This is a genomic window from Leptolyngbya sp. AN02str (assembly GCF_050565595.1).
Classification (GTDB): domain Bacteria; phylum Cyanobacteriota; class Cyanobacteriia; order Elainellales; family Elainellaceae; genus Kaiparowitsia.
In genome coordinates this window covers 12531-34374 of sequence record NZ_JBNXVR010000057.1, presented here as the reverse complement: position 1 = coordinate 34374, position 21844 = coordinate 12531, and the positions used below count along the sequence as shown (strand labels likewise).

The following is a 21844-nucleotide window of genomic DNA, read 5'->3' as shown; positions in this document are numbered from 1 at the left end:
AATCGGGCAAGCTCAGCAGGTCAGTAATCTGATGGATGAGCGCTCTAAAATCATCCAACTTTTGGGCCTACCTTACTGCCGTTACTACCTGCTTAATTAATTCCCAGCAACCTGCGGAATATCGGTGAGAATGACTTGAATCTCATCGATTTTCTGCATCACGCTTTGCTCGCAGGTTCTGCGATCGCCCCTAACTTGTAAGTTCAACACCCAAATCTTGGAAAAACCTAAACACCCTATAGCAGTCCACCGCTTAGCTTTTTCAGGGCACGGTCTGCCACATCTTGATAGCGCAACTTGCCGGATGCAATTTGTATCATTTTTTTGCTAGCAGAGGGTCGCTTAATGCCGAGTTTGTAGCCTATGCCGGGAAACCGATAAAAGGCCGCGGCTAGTCGTTGTGCCCACAGCATTTCGCTGCCCCATTCTTCTTGAATCGTTTGGGTGTAGGTTGCCAGGGCATCGGTAACTCCGCCTAGCGCGGCATCAATGGCTTCTGCCGCTTTTACTCCTGTGAACATCGACGGGCGAATACCCTCAGCCGTCATGGGATCAACGACGCAAGCGGCTTCGCCAACGAGCACAGCATTTTGGGTATGCAGGTCTTGGTTTCCGTCCCACACCGTTAGGGGGTGACCAAACTGTCGGGCTTGGTTCAAATCCACATCAAATAGCTTGGAGTATTCGGCCACGATCGCTTTAAAGTCTTGCCGTTCTCCGCCACGAAAGGTGCCCACCCCAATGGAATAGCCGTCCGCTTTGGGAAAGTTCCAAATGTAGCCGTTCTTCACCATTCCAAATTCAAAATGAACCGGCTCTCGGGGATTCACCTGAGCATCGGCTTCTATTTCCAACGCTCCGGCCAAATGCCGCTTACGATTCTCAAACCCCAGCCACTTTGCCATAGAACCTCTGGCCCCATCTGCAGCGACCAAGTACCGCCCGGTTACCGGACCATTGGGGGTGTTCACCTGCCAGCGATCGCTCTGCCACTCAATTCCTGTGACTTCGGTGTTGTCGCACAGTTCGGCCCCCTGGCGCTGCGCCTGCTGCACCAAAAAGTGATCGAACACATCTCGCCGCACCATCCAGATCGATTGCATTGGGTCCAAATTGACCTCAACCGGATCATCCATGTTCCAGGTGTATCGAATGGAATTGACCTTGAGCGAAATGGCTGGGCTAAAGTCAAAATCGAACCATTCGGCTACTTGGGGCGCTACCCCCCCTCCACAGGGCTTGTAGCGCGGCAGTGATGCCTTTTCCAAGAGCAAAACCGAGCGTCCGCGCTTGGCGAGGTGATACGCAGCACTACCGCCCCCCGGGCCAGCGCCAATAATGATGCAATCGTACATAAGCTACTTGTGCCGGTGGATGAGGTCACCAACCCGTGAGATTCAAAAAAATTAACATTCACCAGTCTATAGCACTGCTTGGGATGGTGCAGCGGGTTTAGTGGGGGAACCTGGCGACAAACCGAAAGACTACGGAGTCTTCCAATCCGTGGTTGAGAGAGATCGAGTCCCATTGAGAAGGCTTGAGGCTTGGGCATTTACAGCGCTGGGCGATCGCTTTTCCTAAGTTCCCTCAGCACAACGACTCGTGCAATTACAGAGGGATGTAGGGTCAGCAATGCCCAATACCGTACTTTCCAATCAGGCATGATTAGCAAGTTTTACGGAGTGCAATCCCTTTGTGAAGTTTGTAAGATGCCAATGTGAAAGCTTAGTGAAGCGTGTTTTTCCATTCATTCCCCATCATTGCAAAGACGGAGTTAGCAAATGATTTGGCAACTTTGCGTTCAATTCTCGAATGGTTCCGAGCGAGTACTCCAATCCTACAAAAGTCGTGATCTCGCTCTTAAACAAGTGGATGCAATTTATGCCAGCGGTTACCCCATGCATATGGCTTTTGTAGTGCGCCATGCGATGGTGGAGCCTGCCCCGATTGGCGCATAGGAACTGCAAGCCAGTCTAGCTACAGTTCTGTCTGAATCCACATTGCTTTGCGTCGACATTGGGTGGTAGATGGGGTTATCACCTCTGGTAGCTTGATCAAAACCCTGTAGCCAAGCCGCCTTTGCCAAGTTTTGAGAATCGATTTTGATCAGGATTTACTCAAATTTTGCCCAAGATTTGCCCAGAATTTGCTCAATAACTGCGCTGAACAAGGGTGTCTCTTGGCATCGCTTCATCGAAACAGGCAAGATCGTTTGCTTTTGAGAACGCTAACGCTATGCAGAGATTAGCTTCTCAAAAACAAACGAGCTGACTGCTGAGAACTCGCTGAGAACTGAAAGTACTTAGGACAATACCCTACACTTTCATAATGTCGGCTTCTTTGTCTTTCAACAGTGCGTCGATCTTGCTAACAAATTTATCGGTTAGTTTTTGAACCTCGTCTTGCAAATCGCGCGCTTCATCTTCCGAGATTTCGCTGGATTTTTCTTGCTTACGAATGCCTTCTACGGCATCTCGTCGAATGTTGCGGATCGCAACTTTACCTTCTTCGCCATACTTGGCGGCAACTTTGACGAGTTCTTTACGACGCTCGGTGGTGAGTTGGGGAATGTTTAGGCGAATGACAGAACCGTCATTGTTGGGGGTCAGGCCCAAGTCAGATAGTTGAATGGCCTTTTCGATCGAGCCCAAGCTAGAGCGGTCAAAGGGCTGAATCGCAAGCGTGGTGGAATCCGGTGTGCTAATGTTGGCCAAAGACTTGAGCGGTGTATCGGCTCCATAATATTCAACCGAAATACGATCAAGCAGCGATGCATTGGCGCGCCCGGTGCGAATCGTATTGAGCGATCGCAGGGTTGCTTCAATGGTCTTTTGCATTTGACTTTCAACGTCAGCTAACTTCACAAGAGCCTCCTACAAGTGTTCCAATGGGTTCTCCCATCAGGGCTCGGCAAATGTTGCCCTTCTCTGCAAGGCTAAACACCATGATGGGGATGCTGTTATCTTTGCACAGTGCGATCGCCGTGCCATCCATCACACGTAAGTCTTTTTCCAAAACATGGCTGTAGGTGAGGCTTTGATAGCGGCGCGCATTGGGGTTTGTTTTGGGATCAGAATCGTACACCCCATCTACCTTGGTGGCTTTAAACACCACTTCGGCATTGATTTCGGCAGCTCGTAAGGCTGCTGTGGTGTCGGTGGTAAAGAAGGGGTTGCCCGAACCGGCTCCAAAAATAACCACCCGACCTTTTTCTAAATGGCGGATGGCTCGACGACGGATATAGGGTTCTGCAACTTCCTGCATTTCAATGGCGCTTTGCACCCGCGTTGCAACGCCCTTTCGCTCCAATGAATCCTGTAGGGTCATGGCATTCATGACAGTGGCAATCATACCAATGTAGTCGGCCGTGGCCCGATCCATCCCAGATGCGGCCCCTTTAATGCCGCGAAAAATGTTGCCGCCACCAACGACAACGGCAACCTGCACCCCCGAATTGGTGACCTCAGTGATTTCTTCAGCGATGTTATCGACGATCGTTGGGTCAATCCCGTAGGACAGGTCGCCCATTAATGCTTCGCCGCTCAGCTTTAGTAAAACTCGCTGATATGGAGTCCCCATGGGTGACATTTCTCCGAACGCTAATTGTTTCCAACCTACGATAACAGCAGGACATCCCTTCTGCGCCACTTATCGTACACACTTTATCGGCTCTATATTTCAGGCTTCCATTTTATCGAGCAACCCACAGCGCTGGTGGTGGTTTGTTCGAGATCGGTACCTGCCAGTAAATGGGCGATCGCATCCTGAAGATACCGCTGCGTCACCCGTTCAGCATCTTGCGCATTATCATCCACCGCACCACAGTAGCGCACCACCCCATCCCCATCCAGCAAAAATACCTGCGGCGTTTGCTCCGCCCCAAACGCCTCCGCCACATCCTGCGTAACATCTCGCAGATAGGGAAAGTTGAGCTGATATTGCGCTGCAAACTGCTTCATATTTTCATAGCTGTCGTCAGGATACTGCGCATCATCATTGGCATTAATCCCAATCAAAACCACCCCCTGTTCTGCAAATGCCGATTGAATTTGCTTCAACCGTTCCAGATACAGCCGCACATAGGGACAGTGGTTGCACATAAACACCACGGCGATCGCCCGATGAGAACTCAAATATCGCCGTAAATGATGCACCGCCCCATCCACCCCCGGCAACTCAAAATCCGGAGCATAGCCACCAACCACCATTCCCTGATTGCACATAAGCCAAACTCAATCGAACGGCTAAAAGACTAAAAAGAATGACATGAACCAAACCCGTAACATTTTGGATTTTAGACTTGCGATTTTGGATTGCAACCCCACCGGGCTTCCGCTTCGCTCAGCCTTCGTTTGGCGATCGCACTCCCTCTCCCAAACATTGGCATCCCAACCGGAGCACCCACGCCACACCCCAATCCGCGCCCCTCTGCCTCCTCTCCTAAACCCTAACCCGGAGTGCGGATTGGCACTGAGCTGTTAACCCCTTGCGGAGGGGTCCTAGGGGACGCGCCCGTCTCCTGGCAGCGGGGGATTGGGGGGAAGTCCCCCGGATAGAGTTTTGAATGAGGGCCAAACCTCCCAACATCCACAGAGCACTAGATCTCCTGCCAACATAGCTGTTTGAGGCATTAGTTGTTGTGCGGCTCAGCCGCACAACAACTAATGCAGGAAGTTTACTACAGCCAACCCTTCACCACCGCCTGATACCCAATCAGCTTGTACACCAGCTTCGCCGCCGTAAACTCCGACACCACCGAATCCGAAATTGGTGCCAACTCCATCACATCCGCCCCAATCACATCGTGCGCCTCAAACACCTTGCGAATGAACGTCATCATCGCATACCAGTGCAAGCCACCCGGCTCCGGCGTACCCACCCCCGGCATCAGCGTCGGGTCAATCCCATCTAGGTCAATCGTAAAGAACACCTTCTGGGTGGCAATCGACGCCACCGCCTCATCAATCCAACCCGGATTCATCGCAATTTCGCGAGCGCGGAACACCTTCAGATTCTTCTCTTTGATCAGATCCGCCTCTTCCTTACAAATGCTGCGAATGCCAATTTGCAGCGTCGGCAGACCCATATCCACCACTCGCCGCATAATGCAAGCGTGATTGTGAATCGAGCCCTCATACTCATGGCGCAAATCCCCATGGGCATCAATCTGCACTACCGTAAACGGCTCATCATTGGCCTGACGGTAGGCTTCCACCAGCCCCGTGGTAATGCTATGCTCGCCCCCTAACCCAATCACAAACTTGCCATCGGCAATCAGCTTCGCCACCGTTTCCTGCGTTTGCTTCAGCATCTCCTCGGCAGAAACCGGGCCACGGCGCGTATCGGCGATCGCCTCATGGGTATAAATGCCAACCGGCCAAAACTCGCGATCAAACTCCTCATCAAAATATTCCACCTGATGCGAGGCTTCCAATAGCGCCGCTGGGCCATGCTCACAGCCCTTGCGGTACGTTGTCGTGGCCTCGTAGGGAATGGGCAGAATCACAACCCTGGCAGTGTCGTAACTGGCAACAACTTCGTCACCCAGAAACGGCAGTTCGGCAATTGGCGTTTGAGTCAACATTGGCTGAAATCACTTCGAAATGGCAGCAACATCTGATCCTGACACATCTACGAGCGATCGACAAAATTCATTGGAAACGTTCAGTTTTGTTCACCAATCGAGCCCAGAACCAAGGCAGCTACGGTAAGATGAATGGGCCAAACGGGCGATCGCCAATATGGTAAGTTTGTTCTCATTCGGCCCTTGCCCCGCTGCCGAGTTGTGGCCTCTTGCCGAGGCTGCTTTCTCCCCACACCGGCTGTATTGACCATCGCATCAGACTGCTGCCATCATGACGGTTCAGGCTTCTCCGATTCCTTCCCACTTTGCCTCATTAGAGCAAGCGCTCAAGCACTACTTTGGTTACGAAGAGTTTCGGGCGGGGCAGCGCTCTATTATCGACGCGGCACTGCAACAGCAAGATCAGCTGGTGATCATGCCCACCGGAGGCGGCAAGTCGCTGTGCTTCCAGCTGCCCGCCCTGCTCAAGCCTGGACTCACCATCGTCGTATCGCCCCTGATTGCACTGATGCAAGACCAGGTGGAATCGCTTCAAGACAACGGCATTGCCGCCACCTTTTTGAATAGCAGCTTAGGAATCAAGGAAACACGAGAACGAGAAGTCCGCATTCAAAGCGGAGAAATCAAACTGTTGTACGTGGCTCCAGAACGGCTATTGGGCGATCGCTTCCTGCCCTGGCTCGATCACATCCACAGCACCATTGGCATTAGCACCTTTGCCATTGACGAAGCCCATTGCGTTTCGGAATGGGGCCACGACTTTCGGCCCGAGTATCGCCAACTGCGGACTCTGCGCGATCGCTATCCCACCGTACCCGTCATGGCGCTTACCGCCACCGCCACCGATCGCGTCCGGCAAGACATTATCGATCAGCTATCGCTGCAACAGCCCACCGTCCATCTGGCCAGCTTCAACCGCAAAAACCTGTACTACGAAGTCCGGCCCAAAACCAAAAGCACCTACAGCGAACTGCTGGCCCTGCTGCGGCCCACCTCCGGCTCTGCCATTGTGTACTGCCTCAGCCGCAAACGCGTGGACGAGCTGACGGAACGCCTGCAACAGGACGGCATCGTTGCGCTGCCCTACCACGCCGGACTGGACGACAACACCCGCCGCATCAACCAAACCCGCTTCATTCGGGATGATGTGCGCGTGATGGTGGCCACGATCGCCTTTGGCATGGGCATCAATAAGCCCGACGTACGGTTTGTCGTGCATTACGACGTGCCGCGCAACCTGGAAGGCTACTACCAGGAATCGGGCCGAGCCGGACGGGATGGCGAGCCCGCCACCTGCGTTCTGTTCTTTGGCTATGGCGATGTCAAAACCGTTGAGTACCTGATTGACCAGAAGCCCGACCCCGACGAGCAGCGCATTGCCCGCCAGCAGCTGCGCCAGGTAATCGACTACGCCGAGGGCACCGACTGCCGCCGCCGCATTCAGCTCAGCTACTTTGGCGAATGGTTCGACGGCTCCTGCAACACCTGCGATAACTGCGTCAATCCCCAGCCGCTGGACGACTGGACGATTGAGGCGCAAAAGTTTCTGTCCTGTGTGGCGCGATGCCAACAGCGCTTTGGCATGAACCATATTATTGATGTGCTGCGCGGCTCCAAAAACAAAAAGGTGCTGCAAAACAGTCACCACACGCTGTCTACCTATGGCATTGGCAAAGACCACAGCGCCGATGTGTGGCGCATGCTGGGGCGATCGCTCCTGCACCAAGGCTTGTTGGAGGAAACCACTGATGGCTTTTCCGTCCTGATGCTGAACGAGCTGAGCCTGGAAGTGTTGCGCAAACAGCGCACCGTTATGCTGGCGGTTCCCCGCTCCACCGTGCATTTGGAGCCAACGCCCTCCGCAAACCGGGCCGAAGTAGAGGAACTGTACGATCGCCTGCGCTTGCTGCGAAAGAACCTGGCCGACGAGCAATCATTGGCTCCCTACATGGTGTTTGCCGACTCCAGCCTGAAGTTGATGGCGCAATCGCAGCCCCAAAACCTGGAGCAATTTGCCAAAATTTCCGGTGTGGGCAGTCACAAACTGCGGCAGTACGGCGATCGCTTTATCTCTACCATTCGCGCCTACCGCCAAGAGCGAGACTTACCCCTGGCCCCGCTAGTAGATATGGAGCTGCCGCCAATGGAAGAGGCGATCGCTCCCACTGGCCCCGCCAAAGCATCCCAAACCCATTTGGAAACTCTGAAGCTGTATCAAGATGGCTACTCGCCCTTCGACATCGCCCAAACCCGAAGTCTGCGGCTAGGCACCGTGTACGACCATCTCTCGATTCTCGTCGAAGCAGGCTACCCCGTAGATATTGATGCCCTGGTGACACCGGAACGGCAGCAGCAGATTCAATCTGCCATCGAAGCAGTAGGAGATTTGTCCCTCAAGCCCATTCGCGAGAAACTGGGCGAAACCTACGACTATGACGAAATTCGGCTGGTGCGGGCTCAGTGGCGGCGATCGCTCAAGGACGCCTCATGAAACCCGTTTCCACAGAACCAATTCGCCAGGATCTGGTGCTGGTAGGGGGTGGTCACAGCCATGCGATCGCCCTGCGCCTGTGGGCCATGAATCCCCTACCCGGTGTGCGGTTGACGCTGATTACCGATGTGATGCACACGCCCTACTCCGGTATGTTGCCGGGATACGTCGCCGGACTCTACCGCTTTGACGAGTGCCACATTGATCTGCAACCGCTGGCCCGCTTCGCCAATGCGCGCTTGGTGCTGGATCGGGCGATCGGACTGGATTTGCAGAACAACCGCGTGCTGTGTGCCCATCATCCGGCGATCGCCTTCGATATTCTGTCGCTGGATATCGGCAGCACACCCGCCGCGTCTAACATTCCCGGTGCCAACGAACACGCCATCCCCGTCAAACCCATCTCCAAATTTCTGCAACGCTGGGATGCTTTGGTGGAGCAGGTTCAGCAGCAACCCGACCAGCCTCTACGTATTGCCGTCGTCGGTGGCGGTGCTGGCGGCGTAGAACTATCGCTGTCCGTCCAGTCCCGTCTGCAACATCTGCTCCAATCCACCGGACGTTCCACCGAATCGCTCCAGCTCCACCTCTTCCATCGCGGCCCGGAACTGATGCCCGAACGCCACCCAAGCATGCGCCGCAAAATGAAGCGGCTCCTAACTGAGCGAGGCATTCAGCTTCACTTGCAGGAATCGGTGAGCACCATCGAGCCCGACGCAGTGCAGTGCGAATCGGGCCTAACCGTGCCGTGCGACTACACCTTTTGGGTGACACAAGCCTCCGCTGCCCCTTGGCTCGAAGCATCCGGCTTGAAAACAAACGATCGCGGCTTCCTGCTGGTTAACGAAAACCTGCAATCCATCTCTCATCCCCAAGTGTTTGCGGCGGGTGACGTGGCAACTATGGTGAACCACTCTCGGCCCAAAGCAGGCGTGTTTGCCGTACGCCAGGGAAAACCCTTGTTCGACAATCTTCACCACGCCCTACAAGGCCACCCCCTCCGCCCCTTCGTGCCCCAAAAGCAATTTCTAATTCTGGTAGGACTGGGCGATCACACCGCCGTCGCTTCTCGCAGCTTCCTCACCTTCGGCCCCACTTCCTGGCTCTGGCACTGGAAAGACCAAATCGATCGCAAATTTATGCAGCGATTTGAATTAGGGGCTAGGAGCAAGGAGCTAGGGACTAGGAAAGAACCCGACTCCCCACTCCTGACTCCCCACTCCCTTCCATCCCAAATGCCCTGCGCTGGTTGCGGCTCCAAAGTCGGCAGTTCTGTATTGGAGCGATCGCTGGCCCGTATCCAGCAGGATTTTCCCGAGTTGCGCCGAGAGGATGTGCTAATTGGCCTGGATGCACCAGATGATGCGGCGGTAGTGCAGGTGCCAGCAGGTCAGGTGATGGTGCAAACAGTGGATTATTTTCGGGCGATCGTGAATGATCCATTCGTGTTTGGGCAGATTGCGACACACCATAGCTTGAGCGATCTGTTTGCCATGGGAGCCACACCCCAGAGTGCGCTGGCGATCGCCACGTTGCCCTATGCCACCGCTGCCAAAACCGAGGAAACGCTGTACCAACTTCTGTCTGGTGCGGTGAAGGCTCTACATGCGGCTGGAGCCAGTCTCATTGGTGGACACACAGTTGAAGGGTCAGATTTAGCTTTTGGGCTGACCTGTAATGGGTTAGCGGTGGGCGCTCGCCTGCTGCGCAAGTCGGGAATGCAGCCAGGGGATGCATTGATCTTGACCAAACCGCTGGGCACGGGCACACTGTTTGCTGCAGAGATGCAGTACCAGGCCAAAGGGCGATGGATTGAAGGGGCGATCGCCTCCATGCTGCAATCGAACCAAGCAGCAGCGCAAATTTTACTGGCGCATGGTGCCACAGCCTGCACCGATGTGACTGGGTTTGGCTTGTTGGGTCATTTGGCGGAAATGCTGCGCGCGTCGCAGGTGTCGGCCTCGATTCAGCTGAGCGAGATTCCCATACTGGAAGGCGCGATCGCCACTATTCGTGCAGGTATTCTCAGTTCTATTCACGCCAGCAACATCAAAGCAATTCATTTAGTAGACAATGGTTCATCTTTGATCGATCAACCCATCGTTTCTCTTTTAGTTGATCCGCAAACCTCAGGTGGACTGCTGGTATCGGTTCCGGGCGATCGCGCTGCTGACTGTGTTGAAGCCCTAATTGTCGCTGGCTATCGCCATAGCCGTGTCATTGGAAGCGTTGACTCGCCTCTGTTTACACCAACTCCAATCACATTGATTCCACGCTAGAGCGCGTCAAGGAATCATGACTTTATCCCAAAAATTGTATTCAACAAGACAAATTCTTTGGATCTAACTGTATACGGTATACAAGACTGTTGAAATAGCGATCATTGGAAGTGCGATCTTGAAATAGCGATCGCACCTTGAAACCTCTTCATGTCCAATTTCATTACTGATAAAAATTAAATTTCCTGGAAGATCGACACACTGAAACATTGAGCGTATCTGAGACTACATTTCATCCTCCTGATACTTGCCAAAATCCGAGCATTTAATCTCGACTTGCTAACTTTAATAGTTGTCATTTTTGGGATAACCATCAAAAGCTTTTTGCTAGGGAAGAAGACATAAAAACATGGAATACACGCCTGATTTTTCTGTCGTTTGGAATAACTTTGGCTTGTTTCTGCAAGGGGTATTTTTAACCCTTCGGCTTGCACTCATTTCGATTGGCTTTGGCTTGATATTGGGGATTTTGGGAGCATTAGCGAGAACATCAGGTAATAAAATTGCAAATGCGATCGCCGTTGCCTATGTCGAGTTTATTCGCAACACCCCGTTTATTATTCAGCTCTTTTTCTTTTACTTTGGGTTGCCCAGCCTTGGGCTTCGTCTCACCGCCGAGCAATCCGCCATATTAGCTTTGGCCATCAACTTTGGAGCGTACTCAACCGAAATTGTACGTGCTGGAATCGAAGGAATTCGAAAAGGACAAATTGAAGCAGGGATGGCATTGGGGCTAACCAAGCTCAAAATTTTCAGACATGTATTGCTTGTACCTGCACTTGGCAATATCTATCCCGCTTTGGTGAGCCAAATTGTGATTGCAATTTTGTTTACTAGCGTGGTGTCTCAGGTTTCCACGGAAGAACTTATGTTTGTGGGTAGCTATCTGCAATCTCGAACATTTCGCAGTTTTGAAATCTACCTCACGATCGCATTTCTATATTTGGGAATGGTTTGGTTTGTGAAGTTGCTAGCGTTGATGATTCAGAAAAAGTTCTTTAATTTTATGCGATACATTCGCTAGCAATTGAGAGTTTAAAGGTGCCAATTGCACCCCGAACTGCCCCCGACATCCCCAAAATTGGGCGACAGTGAATGAAAACCAGAGTCGGAAGTCCCCAGAATTGGGGGTTGGGGACAAATGCAAAACATTTGATACTTCTCAGGCACCCTCTTAGAGCAACATTGAATCCAACTAAGGTTAAAAAATTGGAGAATGACTAGTTTTTTATTCGCTCAATCTGCCGCTCAGCAATTTACAGCCGATGTTATTTTCCGCAACTTGCTGTTAGCCACACGCTGGACCATCTTATTATCGTTAATTGCTTTTGTAGGCGGTGGTCTGTTTGGTTTTCTAATCATGCTATTGCGGATTTCGCCAAACAAACTTTTGCGGCTGTTGAGTTCGGTATATGTTGGCTTTTTTCAGGGAACCCCGCTACTGTTGCAGCTTTTTCTCACCTTTTTTGGGCTGTCGGTGCTGTTTAACTTGAATTTGTCGCCATGGATAGCCGCAGCGATCGCCCTTACAACCTACACCAGTGCATTTTTGGGCGACATTTGGCGAGGCTCAGTCGAGGCAATTCCGCACGGACAGTGGGAAGCAGGCACCGCTTTGGGATTGCCCTACTTCAAGCAGCTGCGAAAAATTATTCTGCCCCAGGCGATCCAGCTCTCCATTCCGCCAACGGTCGGCTTTGCCGTACAGGTCATCAAGGGCACATCCTTAGCATCGGTCATTGGCTTTGTGGAATTGACGCGATCGGCCGGAGCCATCAGCAATGTCACCTTCAAGCCATTTCTGGTGTTTTCGCTGGCTGCATTGATCTACTTCTGCCTCTGCTTTCCGCTATCGCTATGGAGCAAGCGGCTAGAGCGACAGTTTGCCCTCAAGGGTTAATCCCCTTTATCCCTTCCCAATTTTAGGAGAACCACCATGTCCCATCGTCCAATGAAACGTTTGAAAAGCCCCTCATCTCGCTTCGGCCTGCCAAAGATCCTGATCAACACCGTTATGGTAGGGCTGGCCAGCCTTTTTGTAGCCGTGGGTGTGGTGTCCTGCTCTAGCGGTTCCATCACGTCTCAATCGGTTGTTGGAGATGTCGCATCTGCGCCATCCTCTCCGGTGGCGGCCGATCCAGCGGCTGCCCCAGCAAGTTCCACAGTGTTGGGTTCAACCCTTGACCAAATTCTTTCCGCTGGCAAAGTTCGCATCGCGGTACCTCAGGATTCACAGCCGTTTGGTTTTATGGGAGCCGATGGCCAACCCCAGGGCTATGACGTGGACGTGGCAAAGCTGCTGGCCGAGTCGTTGGAGGTTGAGCTGGAGCTCATTCCCGTTACTAGCCAAAATCGGATTCCTTTTCTGCAAACCAACCGAGCGGACTTAGTGATTTCTAGCTTAGGAGCTACCCCAGAGCGGGCGAAATCAATTTATTTCTCCATCCCCTACGCACCCTTTTATTCCGGAATTTATGGTGCAAAAGGTCAAGCAGTGTCTGGTTACGAAGACCTGGCTGGCAAAACAGTGGGGGTCACTCAGGGTGCGCTCGAAGATTTGGAACTTACCAAACGGGCTCCTTCCAATGTGGACATTAAACGGTTTGAGGACAATAGCACTACCACATCGGCTCTGGTCGCTGGGCAAGTCGATCTAATTGCAACTGGAAATACGATCGCAGCTCAGGTGATTCAAGATAATCCTGCGAGAGAAATCGAGAACAAGTTTGTGATGCGCAACTCGCCTTGCTTTATTGGTCTACGTCGGGGTGATTTGGACTTGTTGCAGTGGGTGAATGTATTTGTGACCAACAAACGGCTTTCGGGAGAGCTAGATGAACTCTCGCAACAATGGTTTGGTGAACCGCTCGATCTTCCATCTTTCTAACTTCCATGAATCTGAGCGATCGCCCCTTCACTCAGGGCTTCCATTGCTGGTTGCTTGCATCTGGCAGGGATTGGAGATCCTGAATGGAATAGAAGTGCGATCGCTCTGTGAACTCTCAGCTTAAGGCAAATCAACTGTCATAAAGGATGGTGATATGACTCACTTTGAACCGATTGCCACATCAACGATGGATGCCGATCAAGCATCCGACGCCGTCATCATCGCCAAAGATGTGGAGAAGTGGTATCCCAACAAATTTCACGTGTTGCGCGGGGTTAGCCTGACGGTCAACCGGGGTGAGGTCGTGGTCGTAATGGGGCCTTCCGGCTCAGGTAAATCCACCTTTATTCGCACGTTTAATGCATTGGAACCGTATCAAAAAGGCAGTATCGAAATTGACGGCATCCAGCTCACCCACAATATGAAAAATATTGAGGCCATTCGGCGGGAGGTGGGTATGGTGTTTCAGCAGTTCAACCTGTTTCCTCACCTGACGGTGTTGCAAAATGTCATGCTCGCTCCGGTTGAGGTGCGGGGCTGGAAGAAAGAACAGGCCAAGCAGGTAGCAGGCGAATTACTAGAGCGAGTCGGCATTTTGAATCAGGCCAACAAGTATCCGGGGCAACTTTCGGGAGGGCAGCAGCAGCGAGTGGCGATCGCCCGTGCCCTGGCTATGCAGCCCAAGGTCATGCTATTTGATGAGCCCACATCTGCCCTTGACCCAGAAATGGTAAGTGAAGTGCTGGATGTAATGCGCACCTTGGCACAATCGGGAATGACGATGGTGTGTGTGACTCATGAGGTCGGATTTGCCCGACAAGTAGCCGATCGCATTGTCTTTATGGCCGATGGCCTGATTGTGGAAGAAGCCACCCCTCAAGACTTTTTTGGCAATCCCAAACACGAACGAACCAAACAGTTTTTGGCCCAAATTCTGCATTAAGCCTGGAAACGCCCCTAGCCATCACCTGAGTTTTGGTTCCGGGTGTTTTGGCGAGCTGCACGGCGTTGCGCCAGCAACAGTGAGCACTTCAGCGTATCCATCACTCAGGTTAGTAATCCAATTGCATCCAACTGCCTGCGATCGTTCAACCGGACGTTGCAGGCAGTTTTTTGATGGATCTTTCTACCGTTTTACGCCGAGGGAGAATGCGCACGCGAGCCCCGGGAACGTTATCCTAGTAGGGTGACGCGTTAACATAACGTAACAAGTTTTAAGACGTTGAACCCGTTCGTCTCATCCGAGGCCAATTCATGAAATGCATCATCAACCGCCGCGCTGAGTTTTCGGCTAGCCATCGGTACTGGCTGCCCGAACTGAGCGAGGCCGAAAATTTTGAACGCTTTGGCCTGTGCGCCAACGCACCCGGTCATGGGCATAACTACGTGCTGTACGTTGCCATGGAGGGGGACCTCGACGAATACGGCATGGTGCTCAACCTGTCGGATGTGAAGCAGGTGATTAAACGCGAAGTCACCAGCCAGTTGAACTTTGCTTACCTAAATGATGCGTGGGAAGAGTTTCAGCAAACCCTGCCGACTACCGAAAATATTGCGCGGGTGATTTGGAATCGTCTTTCTCCCCACTTACCAATCACCAACATTCAAGTTTTTGAACATCCTGAACTTTGGGCTGACTACGAGGGAAACCATATGGAAGCGTATCTCACCATTAGCACTCACTTTAGCGCTGCCCACCGTTTGGCGCTGCCCCACCTGACCCTAGAGCAAAACTCCGAAATCTACGGCAAGTGCGCCCGCATTCACGGTCACGGTCACAACTATCATCTAGAAGTGACGATTAAAGGCAAGATTGACCCACGCACAGGCATGATTGCAGATTTGGTCGCCTTCCAAAACGCAGTGGATGAACACGTCGTGGAACCCTTCGATCACACGTTTTTGAATCACGACATTCCCTACTTTGCGAAGGTAGTGCCTACGGCAGAGAACATTGCTGTACACATTCGCGATTTGCTGGAGAAACCCATCCGCCAGATCGGCGCAAAACTCCACAAAGTGAAGCTGATCGAAAGCCCCAACAATTCGGCAGAAGTCTACGGATTGTCCCTGGCAGAGGAGGAAGCGATCGCCCTCAAAGAACCAACACTCGCCAACGTGTAAAAGGTTAAATTTCTTAGTTATCAGTAATTGTCAATAGTTGCAATTTCGGCAGAGTCCAAGGCTTTCTCATGGCATCTCGGGCTCTGCCGTTTTTTTGTGCTTTAGAAGTTGGCTGCGTCCCTAGCGGATTATCGCGATCGCCATTTCGGCTGAGACAGCTTTAAGAGCGGCAAGGTAGCCCTCGGAACCATCTCGATCCTAACGATGCTGGCGACAGCTGTAGGCTATGCATTTAAATAGAATTTCTACCAAAACCTCTCCAAAGTACAGTAGCGACCTCATCAAGCGATCGCTATATTCCCTCTAGGGAGAGAAGTTCAATTGAAAAGAACGGTGATAGCATTTGGGTATCTTGATAGGAAAAGGGCGATCGTTTGCTTGGCCTAACTTTCACCCCATTTCCTGAGAGATTCTTTCAGCCCGTTACGCAACTCGTCCCAACCTTATGGCACAGCAATCTTCAGCACCGCAGGATTTCTCAGAAGGGCGATCGCCCGAAGAGATTCGAGAGCAGCGTGAGCGGATGCAGGATGTGATGCTGATGCTCGACAACATGTTTCGGCGCGAAGAGATCACGCTGAAGCTGATTATTGATAATTTGTATGACGTTGGGGTTGCCAACATCATTCACCAAAAGCTCAAATCCCGTCCCCTCAAGAGACTGTCGCGCGGCGCGGCGCAGTTATCCAAGCCTTTGGCCCGTCGGTTTGCGGCCCGCTGGGTACAAAAGAATTGCCCCAAGTTGATTGCAGACTGGCTATATTCCAAAGTCAAGTTTGAAGCAGAACCCAAAGAGCCCATTCCACCAGCCGTGGAAGCGGTGGAAGAAGCATTAACGGAAGACAATACAAGCCATTCCGTCCCTCAACCATTGCAAACGGGCGGGCGCATTCCGACAACCCAACCTCCCCAGCCTAGTCTCATCGCCGATGGGGTTTCTCCTGAAGTGGTAGAGGAAATGGTCAACGCGATCGTGCCAGAGGTGATGGAGGAAGTTGCTGAAACCATTACCCCGCGAGTGATAGCCGAAACCCGCAATGCGCTGCGAGTTGGCGCACCGCCCAACGGGACATCGCCGTTTGGTTCATCCCATGAGGCAACCAATGGTGCAATGCGGCAGCCCGTGCCAGAATTGCAGGCTGAGGCGGCGATCGCCCTTTCCGAGGATTTAGCAGAGTTTCCTGAGCGGATGCCCATGCCCGCTATCTCAAAAGCAGGTGGTGCGATCGCACCCTTGCCTGACCGCACCACCCAACAGTTGGACCAATATGTTCAAGAGATTAGCCGTTTGCGGGGTCAAGTTCGTCGCTTGGGCAGCGTGCTATTGCTCACTCTGTTGGTTTTGGGCGGCACTTTGGTTTGGGCTGCGGTTTCCTCCCGCGAGGAGATGGTACAGCCTGCAGAGCAAGCGGAAACCGTTGGCCGTCGCCCCTAGGATTTTTGCAAAACCCGGCTTTACGCAAATCGGATAGAGCGATCGCTCTATCCGATTGCAGGTTGTCAACAGGTAGAGCTTACCGAGCGCGAGCAACAACCGTACGATGGCGAGGCGTGTTGCAGGTCATGGTGGGCCGCTCAAACCCAGCATCTTCAATTGCTTGCTCAATATCAAGCGCAAAGTACTCATCCAAGCAGGGCTCGGTGCTTTTTAGCAATGTGAGGATATAGGGCGGCATCTTGGCGTAGATCTCCGACTGGGGATTCATATCCATAATGGCAAGATAACCACCGGGACGCAGCAGCCGACGTGCCTCCTGAAAGACGGCGATCGCCGCATCCTGAGGCAGTTCGTGAAACAGCAAATGAGCCGAAACCAAATCGAACGAGGCGCTGGGCAATCCTGTCGCTTCGGCAGCAGCATGAACCCAGTGGATAGGCTTCTGAGCTTGAGCCTGGGCACGGTATTTGGCGATCGCCAAAAAGTAGGGCGACAAGTCCAGTCCTGTCACGTTGGCTTGGGGAAACGCTTCCTGAAGGGCAGCGGTACTCATGCCCACACTACAGGCCAAATCCAGCACATCCTTGGGTTCGTGGGCAAGCTGGGGCTTTAGCGCCTCGTGGTAGCTGCGACGCAGACGAGCGTCACCCTCGGCATCGGCACCCGGCCAAATGCGAGCATGCACGGCATAGGCAGCAACCTCCACTTCCATCGCGGGCAGCCAACCCATGTTGCCTTCTTCGTAAGCGTGAAACGACTGAAGAAAATACTCTGGATATTGCACATTGGGGTTGGTCATTGCGGCCAAGTCGGCTTCCCACTGGGGCGAAAACTCCGCCTCACCACCGCGCGATCGCAGCGCTTCAACTTCCTGATGCCAGTACACGCCAATCGACTCAGCGCGCTGAATCATCATATTGCGGGCGCGAGTTTTGGCAACGTTATACACTGGCTTAATCGCCAAAATGCTGTTGACCAAACGCGTTGCCATACGAGCCGATAGGCTGTTGGACTTATCGATTGTTGAAGATGGGTTTGCCGTAGGTGCCGTAGCCGTCATGAGAAACCGTTGTTTTAAGCGTGATGTTAAACAATTCTGGTTTTCAGCGTAGCTCAATTTGGGGCGGTCTACTGCACCTCAACCAGGCCAAATTCCCGCAGAGCTGGCAAAAAGTTTTGGTTTTCGTGGTTAGAACGGCTGAGCTTGATCAATGCAAACCGTTGGGTGGGGTTTAGCTTTGCCCAATCGGCTTGGGTAATGGTGAGTTGGAGCGATCGCGCTTTCTCTTCCACACTGTCGGGCACCACGGTTGCATCCAGCCAGGGGGGAGCCAGATCAATCGGTAACTCTGAGGCCACTTGTCCCGTATGCTCTTGCACCAACTGTTGCACCATCGCCCGATAGTTGGCAACTTCTTCGGGGGCAGTACAGGGCTGACTAATGAGCTGCTGGCGATCGCTCACCATCAGCCGATTCCACTGATCCAACTTGAGCTTAATCCCACAGGTATCTAGCTTGAGCCGCACCGTCATTGGAATGCAGCGGAGAGATTCGACAAAATCGGACTCGAAGTTGAAAAACATAGTGAACAGAGAAGAAGGGAAGCGGATACACATCAGACTGGATAACACACCAGACAAAAGGCCAAACATCAGGCTGACGGCCAATTAGCCAATTAACAGTCTAATAGCAGCCTAAAAGCAGCTGGAACAAGGGTTGGCAGCACCTTCTTCCAATCCTGCTTGCCATGTCCTCCCCGACGGGCACAGGCAGCCAAAAAATCTCCTGAATTTGCCCCAGATACAGCACTCCCAGCATGATGATTATCCTGCCCTGTATCCCCTGCTCTGTAGCCCCTCTTTTTTCCCGACGGTTCTGGCGTTCTTGGCCCTTCAGATGTTCCTACAATACCGAACATTCCCAGAACTTAACAGCTTTACCCCATTGGAACTGACTACCACCCCATCCAAAATCGCAATCCTTTGAGGAGTACCACGTTATGATAGATGTTTGGCTTAGTATGAACATTCGAGCATGACTCAGGTTGCTATGAACTCGATGGCCGAAAGAATGGCCGAACTCGATCGCCGACTTTCTAACCGCTTTATTGACCTCGATCCACAGGGATACTTCATCATCTACCTGGATCGTGAAGCCGAGTCGATTTGTGCAAAACACTTTTCCAACATCATTGACGAACGGGGGCTGGCGGTCGATCCCGAAACCGGCAAACCGATTCCTGTCCGGGGCAAAGTTACTCGCACCGCCGAAGCGATTTACACTGGCAAAACGGCAAAAGAACTCTGCATTCAGATTTTTGAAAAAACAAAGCCTTGCCCAGTTAGCTATTTTGATCACGCTGCATATTTAGGTCGTGAGTTTATGAGAGCTGAGCAGGCCCTCATCTCAGGTGAGGAATACGTTCAAGACTAGAAAACATTCCCAAAGTGAAATGTTTGACAGGACTTTTTTCCTATGGGTGGTGATGCATTGCGTCTCCACCCACGGTTGTCTTTACCCAATCACGTTTGGAGATTGGGAATTGGGCTGATGTTTAATCGGTCAAACATCAGCCCAACCTCCTAGGCCTGTACACGTGCAGCAAGCTTGAAGATAAAGTTTGCCGATTTGCAGCAGTCTTAAACAGCTACATGCCCAGAAGCGCATGCAGGTATGGTATTGTTCTGCATGTTTCTTGCATTGGAACCCTAGCGGACAGCGGTGAGTCATAGGCTTGATAGGTGAGCCAATTTGCTCTCTGGCGATGAACGGTTGCCAATCGCTCTTGGCACGTTTGTCATCTGGCAAGGCTCCCACACACAACCCATGCATTTGCAGTGTGTGAGATGCCAAACACCCTAACACTACGGATATTCGAGATTTCGTAGACTGTTGTCAGTCCTGATCCAGCTAGGCTGTTTTTAATCATCTTCATCGTGATTGCAGCACCAAACGCACGTATGCAGTTGAATAATGTTGCACAGTACACACCCGTGTACCATCGCGCTTTTGGTAATGTCATACCAAACCCTGGTTTGATCACATTCCCCATTTGATCACAACTAAGTTTTGACAAACTCGAGGTAACCTCCTCCCTCGAATAGCAATACGACATCTAAATTCACGACAGGAAAACTATCGCATGACTGCTGCCGTTTCGAATTCACCTCGTCCTCGCTGGAAGGTAATCTTTTTTACCGTAGTGCTCCATCTGCTGGCGCTGTTGGCGATATTTCCCAGCAACTTTAGCTGGGGGGCTATTGGAGTTGCCCTACTGCTGTATTGGATGACGATTGGACTCGGCATTTCTTTAGGGTTTCATCGCATGGCAACGCACCGCAGCCTACAAGTCCCCAAATGGCTGGAGTACTTTTTTATTTTGTGTGGAACCCTGGCCGGACAGGGCGGCGTACTGGGCTGGGTTGGCTACCACCGCATGCATCACATGTACACCGATCAAACCCAAGATCCCCATAGTGCTTCTGAAGGCTTTTGGTGGAGCCACATTAGCTGGCTCATGCATGAAGTTCCCATGCAAAGCTCGCTCCCTCGCTTTACTCAAGATATTGCCAACGATCCGTTCTACAAGTTTTGCCATCGCAACTACATTGGGTTGCAAGTGGCCTTGGGTGTGTTGCTCTTTTTGCTAGGCGGCATGCCGTTTGTGGTGTGGGGCATCTTTGTGCGTTTGTTTATCGGCTTTCACAGCACGTGCTTTGTCAACAGCGCCTGCCACATGTTTGGCTATCGCACCCATGATACTGATGATCTTTCAACCAACAACTGGTGGGTGGCATTGCTCACCTTTGGTGAAGGCTGGCACAACAACCACCATGCTTGCCAACATTCAGCTCGCTATGGCTGGAAATGGTGGGAAGTCGATATGGTGTGGGGCACCATTTGGCTGTTGCAAAAACTGGGCTTGGCAACGAAGGTGAAAGTTAGCAATACTCGCCAAGCTGATTTGGTGAGCTAATTTAGCCTGAGTGCGCTCATTCCGAACATTCAGCATATCGCCCAAGTCTTGCTTAGGTTGGCAAGACTTGGGCGATACCTTATTTGGGGAGATTTGATGATCTTGACTGGATTTATGCGTTTGGGTGATGCGTCTGGTGGTTGTAGGGTTCGTCTCAATTCACACTCAGCTAAAATGCGTCGGTCTTGTCCTTAAGACTTGGCAGAAGGGTTCAAAAGCTCAAGATGGGTCTGCAACAATGAAAGAGTTCGTAATGAGAGCATCCATAGGGATCTCGTGTGCTTATGACTGTGCAGCATAAATTGAGCATTCCGACTCCGCCTGTGTTTGAGCGGGTGGAGGATGAACGGCAACACCGGAAGCAGCGGTTGGCGGCAGCGTTCCGGCTTTTTGCTCGCTATGGATTTGATGAAGGCATTGCTGGTCACATTACGGTGCGGGATGCCGCTATGCCAGACCATTTTTGGGTAAATCCGTTTGGCATGTATTTTGGGCACATTCGCGTGTCGGATTTGGTCTTGGTCAACCATCGTGGTGAGGTTGTGCAGGGCGATCGCCCCATTAACGAAGCCGCATTTGCGATTCATGCGCCTATTCATGCCCATCGCCCCGACATTATTGCTGCAGCGCATTCCCACTCAACTTATGGCAAGTTGTGGTCCTGCTTGGGGCGCAAGCTCGATCCCCTCACGCAGGATGCTTGCAGCTTCTACGAAGACCATACGTTGTTTGATGACTATACCGGGGTGGTGCTGGACCCAAACGAGGGCGATCGCATTGCTCAAGCGCTTGGACACCACAAAGCCATGATTCTGAAAAATCATGGGCTTCTAACCGTTGGTCAAACAGTCGATGCTGCCGCGTGGTGGTTTATTACCATGGAGCGATCGTGCCAAGTGCAGGTCATGGCAGAAGCAGCAGGGACACCCCACCTGATTCCGCCGGATGTTGCTCGCTTAACCCAAACCCAGGTCGGCAACGCCCACATTGGCTGGTTTTGCTTTCAACCCTTGTATGACAAGATTGTGCGCGAAGAGCCCGATTTGTTGGACTAACCAGAGTCA

19 protein-coding genes are annotated in these 21844 nt (G+C 52.2%); 12 read left to right on the top strand and 7 right to left on the bottom strand.

Annotation, left to right across the window (positions count from 1 at the left end):
- Positions 1-236 precede the first annotated feature (236 nt).
- The 4 genes from ACQ4M4_RS26470 to ACQ4M4_RS26455 all read right to left on the bottom strand — a co-directional run bounded on the left by ACQ4M4_RS26470 (position 237) and on the right by ACQ4M4_RS26455 (position 4223).
- Positions 237-1355 carry a geranylgeranyl reductase family protein gene (locus ACQ4M4_RS26470; protein ID WP_430687484.1) on the bottom strand — a complete coding sequence of 373 codons (1119 nt, stop codon included), beginning with the start codon at positions 1353-1355 and terminating at the stop codon, positions 237-239.
- A gap of 960 nt (positions 1356-2315) precedes the next feature.
- On the bottom strand, positions 2316-2864 hold the full coding sequence (gene frr / locus ACQ4M4_RS26465) for a ribosome recycling factor (RefSeq protein WP_430687483.1): 549 nt from the start codon (positions 2862-2864) through the stop codon (positions 2316-2318).
- Positions 2851-3579: a UMP kinase gene (gene pyrH, locus ACQ4M4_RS26460; RefSeq protein ID WP_430687482.1), complete on the bottom strand. Its 729-nt coding sequence runs from the start codon at positions 3577-3579 to the stop codon at positions 2851-2853. Before pyrH ends, frr begins: the two co-directional genes overlap by 14 nt.
- Before the next feature lie 92 nt (positions 3580-3671).
- Complete coding sequence (locus tag ACQ4M4_RS26455; protein ID WP_430687481.1) at positions 3672-4223, bottom strand: thioredoxin family protein; 552 nt, start codon at positions 4221-4223, stop codon at positions 3672-3674.
- A gap of 77 nt (positions 4224-4300) precedes the next feature.
- Here ACQ4M4_RS26455 and ACQ4M4_RS26450 point away from each other — a divergent pair, with 77 nt between their 5' ends.
- The gene (locus tag ACQ4M4_RS26450) at positions 4301-4444 is read left to right on the top strand and encodes a hypothetical protein (protein ID WP_430687480.1); all 144 of its coding nucleotides are present in this window, start codon (positions 4301-4303) and stop codon (positions 4442-4444) included.
- Between the two features lie 234 nt (positions 4445-4678).
- On the opposite strand, the gene speB is transcribed toward ACQ4M4_RS26450, so the two are convergent.
- Positions 4679-5584: an agmatinase gene (gene speB / locus ACQ4M4_RS26445; protein WP_430687479.1), complete on the bottom strand. Its 906-nt coding sequence runs from the start codon at positions 5582-5584 to the stop codon at positions 4679-4681.
- A gap of 271 nt (positions 5585-5855) precedes the next feature.
- Here speB and recQ point away from each other — a divergent pair, with 271 nt between their 5' ends.
- The 8 genes from recQ (at position 5856) to ACQ4M4_RS26405 (ending at position 16800) form a co-directional block, all read left to right on the top strand.
- On the top strand, positions 5856-8075 hold the full coding sequence (gene recQ / locus ACQ4M4_RS26440) for a DNA helicase RecQ (RefSeq protein ID WP_430687478.1): 2220 nt from the start codon (positions 5856-5858) through the stop codon (positions 8073-8075).
- Positions 8072-10354 (top strand): selenide, water dikinase SelD, encoded by a 2283-nt coding sequence (selD, locus tag ACQ4M4_RS26435; RefSeq protein WP_430687477.1) that lies wholly within the window; start codon positions 8072-8074, stop codon positions 10352-10354. Before recQ ends, selD begins: the two co-directional genes overlap by 4 nt.
- A 349-nt stretch (positions 10355-10703) precedes the next feature.
- A complete protein-coding gene (locus tag ACQ4M4_RS26430) occupies positions 10704-11378 on the top strand; it encodes an amino acid ABC transporter permease (protein ID WP_430687476.1) in 675 nt (224 codons plus the stop codon).
- A gap of 192 nt (positions 11379-11570) precedes the next feature.
- On the top strand, positions 11571-12254 hold the full coding sequence (locus ACQ4M4_RS26425; protein ID WP_430687475.1) for an amino acid ABC transporter permease: 684 nt from the start codon (positions 11571-11573) through the stop codon (positions 12252-12254).
- A 36-nt stretch (positions 12255-12290) separates the two neighbouring features.
- Complete coding sequence (locus ACQ4M4_RS26420) at positions 12291-13241, top strand: transporter substrate-binding domain-containing protein (RefSeq protein ID WP_430687474.1); 951 nt, start codon at positions 12291-12293, stop codon at positions 13239-13241.
- A 154-nt stretch (positions 13242-13395) separates the two neighbouring features.
- Positions 13396-14184 carry an amino acid ABC transporter ATP-binding protein gene (locus tag ACQ4M4_RS26415; RefSeq protein WP_430687473.1) on the top strand — a complete coding sequence of 263 codons (789 nt, stop codon included), beginning with the start codon at positions 13396-13398 and terminating at the stop codon, positions 14182-14184.
- Positions 14185-14495: 311 nt separating this feature from the next.
- Positions 14496-15365, top strand: a complete 870-nt coding sequence (locus tag ACQ4M4_RS26410) for a 6-pyruvoyl trahydropterin synthase family protein (protein WP_430687472.1) — start codon at positions 14496-14498, stop codon at positions 15363-15365.
- A 445-nt stretch (positions 15366-15810) separates the two neighbouring features.
- Complete coding sequence (locus tag ACQ4M4_RS26405) at positions 15811-16800, top strand: hypothetical protein (protein ID WP_430687471.1); 990 nt, start codon at positions 15811-15813, stop codon at positions 16798-16800.
- Between the two features lie 79 nt (positions 16801-16879).
- Here ACQ4M4_RS26405 and ACQ4M4_RS26400 read toward each other — a convergent pair whose 3' ends face one another.
- Both ACQ4M4_RS26400 and ACQ4M4_RS26395 read right to left on the bottom strand, forming a co-directional pair.
- Positions 16880-17863: a methyltransferase domain-containing protein gene (locus tag ACQ4M4_RS26400; protein WP_430687470.1), complete on the bottom strand. Its 984-nt coding sequence runs from the start codon at positions 17861-17863 to the stop codon at positions 16880-16882.
- A gap of 68 nt (positions 17864-17931) precedes the next feature.
- Positions 17932-18387: a nitrate reductase associated protein gene (locus ACQ4M4_RS26395; RefSeq protein ID WP_430687469.1), complete on the bottom strand. Its 456-nt coding sequence runs from the start codon at positions 18385-18387 to the stop codon at positions 17932-17934.
- A 451-nt stretch (positions 18388-18838) separates the two neighbouring features.
- Between ACQ4M4_RS26395 and ACQ4M4_RS26390 the strand changes: the two genes are divergently transcribed.
- The 3 genes from ACQ4M4_RS26390 (at position 18839) to ACQ4M4_RS26380 (ending at position 21835) form a co-directional block, all read left to right on the top strand.
- Positions 18839-19237, top strand: a complete 399-nt coding sequence (locus tag ACQ4M4_RS26390; protein WP_430687468.1) for a DUF4346 domain-containing protein — start codon at positions 18839-18841, stop codon at positions 19235-19237.
- 709 nt (positions 19238-19946) lie between these two features.
- Entirely contained in the window at positions 19947-20780 is an 834-nt protein-coding gene (locus ACQ4M4_RS26385; protein ID WP_430687467.1) for an acyl-CoA desaturase, read from the top strand.
- A gap of 284 nt (positions 20781-21064) precedes the next feature.
- On the top strand, positions 21065-21835 hold the full coding sequence (locus ACQ4M4_RS26380) for a class II aldolase/adducin family protein (protein WP_430687466.1): 771 nt from the start codon (positions 21065-21067) through the stop codon (positions 21833-21835).
- The last annotated feature ends 9 nt before the right edge of the window (positions 21836-21844 follow it).